This is a genomic window from Sporomusa sp. 246TCP1 (genome assembly GCF_057319775.1).
The window spans coordinates 169,498-181,698 of the sequence record NZ_CM170492.1; the positions used below are offsets into that span (position 1 = coordinate 169,498).

The 12,201-nt window shown below is 38.6% G+C and carries 9 protein-coding genes; all 9 read left to right on the forward strand.

Annotated elements, in window-relative coordinates; genetic code table 11:
- Window positions 1-4 precede the first annotated feature (4 nt).
- The 9 genes from AC1ECB_RS00810 (at window position 5) to AC1ECB_RS00850 (ending at window position 12,079) form a co-directional block, all read left to right on the forward strand.
- The gene (locus tag AC1ECB_RS00810) at window positions 5-2,656 is read left to right on the forward strand and encodes a polysaccharide deacetylase family protein (RefSeq protein ID WP_485667037.1); all 2,652 of its coding nucleotides are present in this window, start codon (window positions 5-7) and stop codon (window positions 2,654-2,656) included.
- Window positions 2,657-2,692: 36 nt separating this feature from the next.
- Entirely contained in the window at window positions 2,693-4,537 is a 1,845-nt protein-coding gene (locus AC1ECB_RS00815; protein ID WP_485667038.1) for a glycosyltransferase family 2 protein, read from the forward strand.
- Window positions 4,537-6,444, forward strand: coding sequence for a polysaccharide deacetylase family protein (locus tag AC1ECB_RS00820; protein ID WP_485667039.1), 1,908 nt, complete (start codon window positions 4,537-4,539; stop codon window positions 6,442-6,444). The genes AC1ECB_RS00815 and AC1ECB_RS00820 overlap by 1 nt, the downstream gene beginning before the upstream one ends.
- A gap of 21 nt (window positions 6,445-6,465) precedes the next feature.
- Window positions 6,466-7,500 (forward strand): glycosyl hydrolase family 18 protein, encoded by a 1,035-nt coding sequence (locus AC1ECB_RS00825; protein ID WP_485667040.1) that lies wholly within the window; start codon window positions 6,466-6,468, stop codon window positions 7,498-7,500.
- 227 nt (window positions 7,501-7,727) lie between these two features.
- Complete coding sequence (locus AC1ECB_RS00830; protein WP_485667041.1) at window positions 7,728-8,495, forward strand: serine hydrolase; 768 nt, start codon at window positions 7,728-7,730, stop codon at window positions 8,493-8,495.
- Window positions 8,496-8,539: 44 nt separating this feature from the next.
- Window positions 8,540-9,367 (forward strand): polysaccharide deacetylase family protein, encoded by an 828-nt coding sequence (locus AC1ECB_RS00835; protein ID WP_485667042.1) that lies wholly within the window; start codon window positions 8,540-8,542, stop codon window positions 9,365-9,367.
- Window positions 9,368-9,702: 335 nt separating this feature from the next.
- A complete protein-coding gene (locus AC1ECB_RS00840; protein WP_485667043.1) occupies window positions 9,703-10,995 on the forward strand; it encodes a sensor domain-containing diguanylate cyclase in 1,293 nt (430 codons plus the stop codon).
- 105 nt (window positions 10,996-11,100) lie between these two features.
- The gene (locus tag AC1ECB_RS00845; protein ID WP_485667044.1) at window positions 11,101-11,598 is read left to right on the forward strand and encodes a GNAT family N-acetyltransferase; all 498 of its coding nucleotides are present in this window, start codon (window positions 11,101-11,103) and stop codon (window positions 11,596-11,598) included.
- A 52-nt stretch (window positions 11,599-11,650) separates the two neighbouring features.
- Window positions 11,651-12,079, forward strand: coding sequence for a GNAT family N-acetyltransferase (locus AC1ECB_RS00850; protein WP_485667045.1), 429 nt, complete (start codon window positions 11,651-11,653; stop codon window positions 12,077-12,079).
- The last annotated feature ends 122 nt before the right edge of the window (window positions 12,080-12,201 follow it).

Here is a 12,201-nt window from a genome sequence, read left to right on the forward strand (position 1 = left end):
ATCCATGAAAGGGCGTACGCTGGTATTAGTATTAATTCTTATTACCGGAGTTTCCCTGGCCACTGTATTTTTTTATAAAGACTATCAAAAAAATCAGCCAGTGAGGGAGTATCACAGTTATATAACCCTTGACGATCTTTATAATGCGGACGAGGAAGTGGCCCAAGCCTTAGCACAACTGGAAAAAAGTCAGGAGAAGGCAACAATCGTTACCGGCGTTCAAGGCAGTTCCCGGCAGATTGCCTTGACCTTTGACGGACTAACAGATCGCAATACTATGCAGCAAATATTGGTTTTGTTGAAAAAATATAACAGTAAGGCAACCTTTTTTGTGGATGGACTGCACACTGTTGAGGATCCACAAACCTTGGCCGATATTAAAAATGCAGGGCAGAAAATTGAAAACTTTACCCTAGTGGGTATGCCTAAAATGGAAAATCTGCCTATCGAAAGACTGGCTAAGGATTTTTGTCGTGCCGAAAAAATTGTTAAAGAAAATGCTACGCAAGAGCCTAATTTGCTAAAATGTAATGACACAAAATATACAGATCAATTGCTGCAAGTCGCAAAGGCGTGTGGGTTTAAAAATGTTGTACAAAGTGATGTTGTTTTAGACGTGAGACAAAGCAACGCGGCAGCTATTGACGCGGATGCTTTTGTTGCCGCTCTTCGGCCAGGTAGTATTGTTTCTGTTAAATTATTAGCAAATATTGAATTGATTAGATATGAACCAGGAAAAACTGATTTGAAGCCAGCTATCGATAAACAACCAGGATTAAAAGAAATGTCACCAGAAGGTCTGGGAGAACCAGAGATTGCTTTGATTGTGGAAAAACTGTTACTGGCACTGCAGAAGGCCCAATATAGCACCGTGTATGTAGAGGATTATTCCAAAGTTAGCACTAAAACGGCCTTGGGGCCAGATTACAGCAACAACTTTGCGTGGGTAACAAAAGCGGCTTCCTTTCTGCAGGAGCAAATCATGGCTCTATTTACCTGCCCAATAGCGTATGCCGCTGAAGGTAGTGGGGAGCCGGCAACTGAGATCAAGACAATTTATACTACAGAGCAGGCTCTTTCTTACACCTTTGGTGGTTTAACGAAGGAATCGGTAGTAAATGATGTTCTTGAAAGATTGAATAGGCTTGGCATTAAAGCAACCTTCTTTGTGTCGGAAGCAGAAATGAAAAAATATCCGCAAATAGTACGTAAAATCATTGCCAATAAGCATGAAGTCGGTATTACCCTTAGACCAAAGGCTGGAGAGAGCGTAGAGGAAACCCGCAAAAGTATTATGTCTTCGTCGCGCCTGCTGAAAGAGCAGTTTGGTGTGTATACGAATTTGGTAAAACAGGTATCAGGCGCGGTATCAGATACTACCAGGGAAGCAGTTGGCAGTCTAGAATATAAGTTGATTGGTCAATCAATCAATATTGTGCAGCTAAAACATAAAGATTATACCTCGGTAGATGCGATTATGGCAGAACTATTTCGCACCAGCATAATTTCATTGTCCAGGGGAGAAATTCTGTTTTTTAGAATGGATTTTTATACAGATGACCAGATCGTCGGCGGTTTGCTGGAATCAATCAAACAAAATAAAATAGACAATATTGCCTATGCAACCTTTTATGATAATCCCATTAACAACCGGGCCAATAATTCGCAGTATATGATTAAGCCGGTTGGTGAAATTCTCAATAATACGAAGTTCATTTACCAATACCCAGTAGATTTGCAAAAAGTTCCGCCTCATCTAAGGCATGATGGACCGGAAATAGCTATTGACAGTCACAACTTCTTAGCAACAACTTCTCAGCATTATATTGGGCAAAGCGGCGTTAACCTTGAGGACCGGATGATAGGGTTTTCCAAAATGGATGAACGGCGCCTTGATCAAACCGGCTTTGTACACACCGAAGATAATGTTATCTTTTTAACCTTTGATGACTGGGGATCAGATGCCGCAATAAATAAATTGCTATACGTTCTGCGCAAACATAATGTACCGGGGACATTCTTTATTCTTACAAATAATGTTTTGTATAACCCCAATCTGCTCCGGGCAATTGCTGTGGAAGGCCATGAAATTGGCAGTCACTCAGATAAGCATAAACCGATGGCAGTTATGGACACCAAAACACATAAGTATGTCAAAACGCAAGAAAAAGAAGAGTATCTCAAAGACTTGACAATCTCTTATCAAAAATTGCGGGAGGTTACAGGCGATGTAACTGTTAATGGGAAACCGGCTTTGACCAGATATTTTCGTGCCCCCACGCTGGCAATCAGTAAAATGGGCATGGAAGCGTTGCTTGATGCTGGTTACGACTATATTATTTCCGGTTCGATAAGTACCAATGACTACAAGGCCAAAGATATTACTCAACTTGTAGACACGTTCAAAGAAGGCGTTTATACCCAATACGGTGAAGTCAAAAAAGGCGCTATCCTGGTCATGCACATGGGCGATAGTGTTATCTACACCCCAGCGGCTTTGGATATTTTGCTGACAGCCAATGAAGCAAAGGCAGATTCTGATCCATCGAAGTTTAAAGTGGGCAGGTTATCAGATTATTTATTTGATGGTTATTCGCAAATCAATCCCAAAAAAACCTTGAGATTATTGCATAGCGCTGGTAACGTTCACAAGTAAAAAGCAAAATCACATGTATCGCCAGGGAGGTAGGCTATGGATAAACGATTTAAAGATGATATAGAAGATAAAGAAGATATTTTGTTTACCGTTAAACCTGACCGTAGGCTGCTTTCTAAGGTGCCGGATAAAGAGGGCGGGCGTACTAATGTGGATAGACGCCAGGCATTAGGAAATAATGTGGTTGGAAATGACCTTGGAACCCGTATAGTATCTGAAAATATGGGCAAACGCTATTTGGTTGAGTATATTGTTGCCGTTACATACGTTTTGGCGGGAAAAACAGTAAAACATACCGGAAAATGTGTGGATATATCGACAACCGGGATGTTACTGGAAGTTCCCCCTGAAGTGGCGGAGGAGTTAAGCCACGCCAGGAATGTTCGCTTGAAGTTCACTATCGAGCCCGGTACTATGCCGGAAGGTTATGAGATGAAAGTTGATATTGAGGCTAGATATGTCCGGCTTGAAAAAACTCCAGCAGGACAAACACGCTGTGGTGTGCTATTTTTAGAATCATTAGCTCAGTATGCCAATAGAAAGAAAAATTGGTATATGCTTTCATGTGCCTCACTGTTCCTATTCATTATTTGTGCCTGTATCCTGTTGATGCGGGCAGAAAGCATATTATATTTTAAATTTAATAAAATTCTGTATATGTATAGTCTTATTGCCGCAACTTTTTTGCTGAGCCGCTATTTATTCGCTATTTTTTATCGGCCTGTTCCCATTGATAACGAGTTCACACCAGGTGTCAGTATTGTTATCCCTTGTTTTAACGAAGAAGAGTGGATACAAAGAACGATTGTGAGCTGCATCAATCAGGATTATCCTGTCGATAAGCTGGAGGTAATCGTAGTTGATGATTGTTCCAATGACAAGTCTTTTGCAAAAATTGTAGAAATAGCGGAAGAATTAAAGGCTAAAGAAAAGCGCTATGACGTTGAGACAAGATTGCATTATTTCCGGCAGGAGAAAAACGCAGGCAAACGGGAAGCTATGGCTAAAGGAGCAACAAGGGCACAACATGAATTAGTGGTATTTGTTGATTCTGACAGTTTTCTAGATCCTTTTGCGATTCGAAATATTGTGCAGCCTTTCAAAGATATAAAAATGGGCGGTGTATCAGGCAGAACAGATGTTGCTAATACCTATACCAATGCACTTACGAAGATGCAGGCTGTCCGCTATTATATTGCGTTTCGGATAATGAAAGCAGCAGAAGGCTATTTTGATGCCGTCACCTGCTTATCAGGTCCGCTTTCTTGTTATCGGAAAGACCTGGTCCTCAAATATATGGATGCCTGGCTGAACCAAAAATTTTTGGGAGAGAGAGCCACGTTTGGTGATGACCGGAGTATGACAAATTTCATTTTAAGAAACAATCGTACCACGTATCAGGATACGGCAATATGCACTACCATTGTGCCAAATAAATATTCCGTTTTTTTGAAACAGCAAATGCGCTGGAAACGGTCATGGCTAAGAGAATCGATGATAGCAGCCTGGTTTATGTGGAAGAAGGAACCCTTTATGTCATTATCTTTTTATATGGGGATGCTTGTACCGTTGTTGGCGCCGGCAATCGTTATTTATAATCTGGTTTACATTCCACTTGTGCACAGGGTATTTCCGCTTACTTTTATCCTTGGTATTTTTCTGATGGCTTTGTTGATGAGCATGGCTCAACTATTTCTGCGGAGAAGCTCAACATGGCTGTATGGGTTATGGTTCTGTTTCTACTATGAAGCCGTGCTCTTATGGCAAATGCCTATTGCCTGGGTTACGTTTTGGAAAACTACCTGGGGAACAAGGTTGACTCCGGCCGATATTTTGGAAATGGCAAAAAAGAAAGATAATATACGTGGAGATATACGCTAATGACAACGCCAACTAATTTCATTGCTCGTAGGTATAGAAAAACAGCTGTTTATGCGAAGTTTACAGAACTTAAAGACAGAAAGAAAATGGTAAGAGTAGTGTTTCAACTACTATTCATTTTTGCGATAATTGCGATAGCTGTAGTCACTTTGCTTACTCTGAAAGCATATAAACCTTATACCGAGCAGAGTACAAAGTTTTCGGGCGATAAAGGTTTTGTTGCTCTTTCCTATTTTGGTGTGGAAAGGATAGGTAAACAAAATATCATTGGCATCGGGCGTTTGCAGGAACATTTGCAAGCGCTAAAAGATTTGGGCTATGTAACTATTACGCAGCAAGATATTTTAGACTACTATCAGTCGGGAAAAGAGTTACCTGAAAAATCATTGTTTTTGATCTTTGAAGACGGCAGAAGGGATACGGCTATTTTTTCGCAAAAAATTCTGGAAGAGTTGAATTTTAAAGCAACAATGTTGACCTATCCCGAAAAATTCGATAAAAAAGACCCTAAATTTTTAGTACCTGAAGAACTAACAGAGCTGGAAAAAACGACGTATTGGGAAATGGGTACCAATGGTTACAGACTGGCATTTATTAACGTGTTTGACCGCTACGAAAACTATCTGGGAGAATTAGTTCCACTTGAACATGCCGGAGTTGCACCTTACTTAGGTCGTAAATACAATCACTATTTAATGGATTATATACGGGATGAATATGGTGTTCCCAAAGAAAGCTATACCAGGATGAAAGAACGTATTTCCCACGATTATCAAGCCATGCGGGATATATATGCTCAGTCTATTGGCTATGTACCGGGAACGTATATACTCATGCACTCCAATACAGGCCAGTTTGGTAATAATGACAAAGTCAGTGCTGTAAATGAAGATTGGATTAAAAAATTGTTTAAAATGAACTTTAACCGGGAAGGATTTACGTTTAATCAGAGAAACAGCAGTATTTATGATTTAACGCGGATGCAGCCGCAGCCTTATTGGTATACCAATCATCTGTTGATGCGGATAAAATATGATATTAATCAGGATTTGGATTTTGTCAATGGCAATTTGAATAAACAGAGGGACTGGGATACTCGTAAAGGGGCATTGGAGATTAAAGATGAAACGATGATTTTGACATCTTTGCCAAAAGACCAAGGATTAGTACGTTTGAAGAATAGCAATGATTTTGAAGATATAAAACTTAGCGTAAGGCTAAAAGGCAATAAATTTGGGTTACAGAGAATATATATGCGGACAGACGAAAACCTAAAAAATTTCTTATCTGTATATATTCTTAACAATGTTTTATATGTTACAGAACAAAATGGCAGCGCCGAAAAAGAGTTGTTTAAGTTAAATTTAGATCAGCATGACGGCAAAACAATTTTATCTGTTCCTGAGGATAAAAAGGCCGCAGAACAAACTGCGCTGACAACTCTTCTGCAATACGCTAATTCACCTGAAAAAGCAAAAGCCTATGCAGTACGGTTGGAAAATAAAACCCGGGAAGTAGCTCCTACCGTGGCAGAGGGAGCAGAACCCTATATACCTGAAATCAGTGTTCATGCCAAGGGTGACCGGCGCTTGGCGTTGTCTCTTAAAGGAGATAAGCTAACAATTATAGTGGATGACAAGGAAGCCGTAAGTGATTTGCAAGTAATGGATACAAAAGGCGGCGCTATCTTTCTTGAAAGTGCATGGGGGGGCTACGGGCAAAGTCAAAGAAATTTGGCAGATGATGTATATGATGGTGTATTTGATAAATTGATAATATCTGAAAATACGGGAGCAGAACACGAAAGAATTTTGTTTGACAGCAAATTGGAAGGATTCGATAATGTCAAATTTAAAGTGAAACAGCTATGGGAAGCCCTCGTGGATTTTTTTGTTAAATACTTGTAGGCAGTAGAGAGGTGCAACTGGGTGAAGGGTATAACTTATAAAATTTTTAAAATGGTGCTGCTGATAGCTGCTTTTGTCCTTTTGGCAGGCTGTAATTTTAATAACCAGTTGACTAGTAAGGCCGATGCAAAAGAAACGATTGAAAAGTCGGCATGGTTGGTTTATTGGGATTTGGATGCAGGTGGAAAAGACTTGCAGCGGATAGGTGAAAAATTAGGTAAACTGTCTTACTTTGGTGCGTATTTTGATGCCCGGGACCGCATCTTCATTCCTAAGGAACTTAGCGATAAGAGAAAGGAGCTAAGAGCGAAAAAAGAACAATATGAAACCTATCTTACCTTTGTAAATGATAAGCAGAATGCTGATGAATCGGTTGTCCTGAAAGACATTGAAGTTCTTCACCGGATATTTGTCACACCTGCATCTATGGACAGACATATTGATGATCTTATTGCACTGACTTTGAAGGGTAAATATGACGGCATTGAAATTGATTATGAACGTATCTGGAATGATGAACAAATAGTCAAGTCATTTTCAATATTTGTTGATAAACTTTACAAAAAAGCCGGGAAAAATAAATTAAAACTTCGGGTGGTACTTGAACCGGGGACACCATTTTCCATTGCTAATCTCCCTCAAGGACCTGAATATATAGTCATGTTTTATAACCTGTACGGGCTGCATAGCGAGCCAGGCCCAAAGGCCAATCGGGGGTTTATTGAAAAAACAGTAGGGCAAATGAAAGCTTTACCAGGTGAAACCTCTATTGCATTTGCAACCGGCGGCTGCTTATGGGGTGATAATGGTAAGAGAACTCTTCTCTCAGAAGTCGAAGCCAAAACGCTTGCAATGACACAGGACAGTAAAACCAAAAGGGATGAAGAAAGCCAGTGCCTAGTTTTTGAGTATCAAGATAGGGGCGTTTCCTACCAGGTTTGGTATGCTGATGTAGAAACGCTAAATTACTGGATTGGTATAGCTAAGGAGCAGGGTGTAAATAACATTAGCATATGGCGTTTGGGTGGAAATATCGATATTAACAAAATTGAATAAATAAGTGCGTAGCTGCATTGTTATCTGTTCAATTTACTAATCGCACAAAACTCCTGTCAAACTTGTATGAATTGGCAGGAGTTTTGTGTTTATGGTAAATATTACCCAAGTAGGGAATTGGGTCTGACTCGGTGGAACCGTCAGCAAGTTTTGTGAGCGGAAAATTCCTAACCTGTCCCTTAGCTTTATGATAAAATAGACATATCCAGTTAAAAGGAGGAATTCTGATGCTAAAAAAACTTATCCCAGCATGTACTGCACTTATTATTGCTTTGTCAGTCGTAACAGCTAATGCATCACCGGCTTTGGAAAGGGAAATAACCAGTGATTTAAAACAGTTTGACGGACAAGTTGGCGTATTTGCCAAGAACTTAAAAACAGGAAAAACGATAAAATATAACCAGGATACTGTTTTTCCTACCGCTTCTACAAGTAAGCTGATTGTGGCCTTGGCTACATATAAATTTCTTTATCCAAAAGCGCCGCCCTACAAGCAGAATGAGTATGATCAAGATATTGATATGATGATAAAAGTAAGTGATAACAATACGTTTGCTGCATTACTGAATGAGTTTGATGCAACCAAAAAAGACGGGTTTGATAAAGTTGAGCGGGATTTGCGGTTACGTAAGACGGAAATCCATGATGAGCAGGCGTTTGAAAAATACAGTTATCATAGTGTAACAACGCCTTATGAAATGTCCAAGGTTCTTGAGTCTATATACAGGGAAAAATATATAGACAAAAAAAATGTGCGGCGATTAAAAGACGATCTGGCCAACACAATCTTCCAGGATGAAATTCCCCGCTATATGCAAGTACCGGTATTTCATAAAGTTGGTGAACTGGATGATGTGCTTTGTGATGTGGGTGTCGTTCAGGACGGACATGACCCAATTTTAATCAGTTTTTACACCCGCACAGGTGACCATAGCTATTCCAGTGACTTTATTGCCAATGTATCAGCAAAACTCTACAATGCGTTGCGGCGATAGTAACGCACTCTATTCTTGAAACAAGCTAGGAGTTGGTTATCAACATGAAAATAAAAATATGGATGCCAGTAATGATTACATTACTAATGATTTGTCTGTCCAGCTATGGATTTTGTAGTGGAACAGATAAATTTAAACGTAGTGATTTCCCGGCGGTATTGATGTACCATGATATCAAAGAAACAGAAATAAATGGATTTGATGTTTCCGTAAAGGATTTTTGTCAACAACTGGATTGGTTGGCAGCCCATGAATATAAAACATTGTCTGCTCATGAATTTGTTGAATGCCTTACGAACAATATCCCTTTTCCGGAAAAAAGCGTGTTAATTACCTTTGATGACGGTTATGATGGAGTAAATACATATGCTGTACCGGAACTTCGCAAGCGTGGTATGAAGGCGACTTTCTTTATTATCAAAAATTGTATTGGCGGCAAGCTGACAGGCTATTCTTACTTGAATGAGCAACAAATCAAAGAATTAAGTATAGATCCATTGTTCTCCATTCAGTCACATACCTTGACTCATGCAGACCTCACTAAAATTTCCGCCGAGCAATTGCAAGCTGAAGTAGCAGGATCAAAGAAGTTTTTTGAAGAGTTGACGGGAACACAAGCTGAGATGATTGCATTTCCCATTGGCTATTATAATAAAAGTGTCTTAGATGCAGTCGAGCGAGCTGGGTATAAAGCGTCTTTTGCTGTTAGCGACCAGGGACTTTATGATCATGAGGCCAGATTTTCCATACCACGGATTTATATGGGGGTTATTATGGGAAAAAATAATATGGAATTATTTAAAAAATCGGTGCTTAACTATAAGAGCATCCCGAAAGAAGCTTTTGCCCAAAGGTTTGGCTCCTTGCATTAAAAGTTTCTAAAAGGGCGAATTGCCAAGCTAAGTTAAATTGGCAGCTAAGTTCTGACGCCTAAACTACCAAAGGAGCCGTGTTGAAACTCATGCGTTTCAACACGGCCCTAGCTTTTGAACGGCTCCTAGGCGCTTTTTTTTATTTTTAATGAACTTTACTTGACTTACCATAAGATACTAAATATAATAAAAATAGTACTAACAAATAACGATTATCTATAAAGGTATGTAAATTCTCGCCAAGCAATGCTAGCAATTAACCTAGTCTGCAAAAAGAATTTCAAGGACGATCCTACTATTTTAATAGCTTAAAATACAGACTTGAGGAGAATCCAATGAGAAATCTATTATTAAAAACAGTTAGCATTATTTTTATTATAATTATCCTTATCTTGCTATATTTTAGTAGCTTATATAATTATCTGCTTTTTCATACCATTGCCGAAATATTTAGTATTTGCATTGCGTTTACTGTTTTTTTGATTTCCTGGAATTCAATGCGCTATATTGAAAATAACTATCTCAAATTGATAGGCATAGCCTATTTTTTCATTGCATTTATTGACTTATTCCATACGATGTCATACAAAGGTATGCAAATTTTCAAGGACTATGACTATTATGCTAATCAATTGTGGATTGCTGCCCGCTATTTTGAAAGTATTATCCTCTTAATTTCCTTCATTTTTGTAAAATCCAAAATAAAGGTTAATCCATATGCACTCTTTGCTATTTGTACTATCATTACAACGTTAATTCTAAGTTCGATTTTTGCATGGAAAATATTCCCTGTATGTTTTGTGGATGGGGTAGGTCTTACACCTTTTAAAATATATAGTGAGTATGTTATTTGTTTGATATTGTTTGCAGCAATAATTATTCTTAATAACAATAAATCTTATTTTGAAGGAATTGTATATAGATATTTACTTTTATCGATGGTTTGTACTATTATCTCGGAGCTCGCTTTTACCATATATATCGATAACTATGGTTTTTCAAACCTAGTAGGGCATTATTTTAAGATATTTTCCTTTTATTTAATTTATAAGACGATTATTGTCAAAGGAATACAAGAACCGTATGATTTTATTTTCAGGGAGATGAAGCAAAAGGAACAAGAGCTGCTTGAGCGAAATGACGTCTTAAAGACCCAGGCAACAATCGATGCGCTAACAGGACTCTACAACCACAGATATATATATGAACGTCTAGAAGAAGAGGCTAAGCGATATAGCCGGAGCAATTGTCATTTTGTTGTAATGCTCGTAGATATTGATTTTTTTAAAAGGATTAACGACACCTACGGTCATCTAATAGGAGATAAAATACTAAAAGAACTGTCCAATATTCTTAAACAAGGTACTAGGCAAACTGATCTTGTTGGACGGTATGGTGGCGAGGAATTTTTGGTTATGCTCGTAGATACAAATCTAAATGAAGGTTTTATAGTTGCAGAAAAAATCAGGCGAGTCATCGAGTTATATGAATTTGTGGATAAAATTCATTTAACTGTTAGTATGGGCATTGAAGAATATAGTGGAGAAAAGATTAGTGAACTTCTTAATAAAGCAGATAAAAAGTTGTATGCTGCAAAAGAAAGCGGACGAAACAAGACTGTTAAGTAGCTGTCCTCCTTGCATATCTAATGACCGACTGCTTGTTAAAGCCAAAATCTGAAAATCTCAAAAAATGTGTCAGGGAGTATGATATAGTTTTCTGAGGGAGAGGCGATGAATTATATGGCTTTGCTATATAAATCAGTGAGTACTGAGCAAGAATTGACAGTCAGTATAAATGTCATCCGGAAATCTTTTGCTACAGTAGCGGAACAATTCAATCTTACTAAGGAGAAAGCTCCCACAAACCCAGCATTTATAGAAATGCGGCATTTGCAGAAAATGCGGGACAAGGGAATTGCAATGTTCGGGGTGTTTTGTGAAACGATACAGATTGGTTTTGTTGCCATTGAAAGAAATGAACCCATGGATTTTTATATGGAACGATTGGCAGTATTGCCTGAATATCGGCATAAAGGATATGGTCGCCAGATTGTTAAGTATGTGACAGAATATGTTGCTGACCAGGGCGGAAAGTCGGTGTTAATTGGTGTTATTGGGGATCATGGGATTTTAAAATCATGGTATCGCAGACTAGGATTTATCGAGTTTACTACCAAACGATTTGCCCATCTTCCTTTTCCCGTGTGCTATATGAGAAAAGAACTATAAAATGGCCTATAGTGGAAAGTTCTATATTTACATCAATAAAGGGGATGGGTACTTGGATGCTAGCATTATAATTCGTGAAATGAGTATTGAGGATTATGCAAAGGTTATGGCGCTTTGGTCAAGCATTGAAGGCTTAGCGCTTGGTAATGCGGATACGCAACCAAATATAAGAAGGTTCCTAAAACGAAATGCCGGGTTATGTTTTGTCGCTGAAAATGAGCAACAGATTGTCGGGGTCATACTTTGCGGACATGATGGGAGAAGGGGATATCTTCACCATTTAGCTGTGAGTCCTATTTACAGAAAAAACGGAGTTGCAAGAAGATTAGTTGCCAATTGTTTGGATAAACTTAAAGAAGAAGGTATAAGTAAATGTCATTTATTTGTGTTTGCCAATAATCATCAAGGTATGGACTTCTGGCAGTATATTGGATTTCATAAAAGAAATGACATCAATATTTTTTCGCAGGATATTGAGTAAGCCAGCGTAATCCCAACAACGAAGAAAGAACCATAATTCCCTTTACTGATGGATTATGGTTCTTTCTTATTTTGTTTACACACTATGGTATAATTAGGAATTATCAACGGTGTGTTACCTAC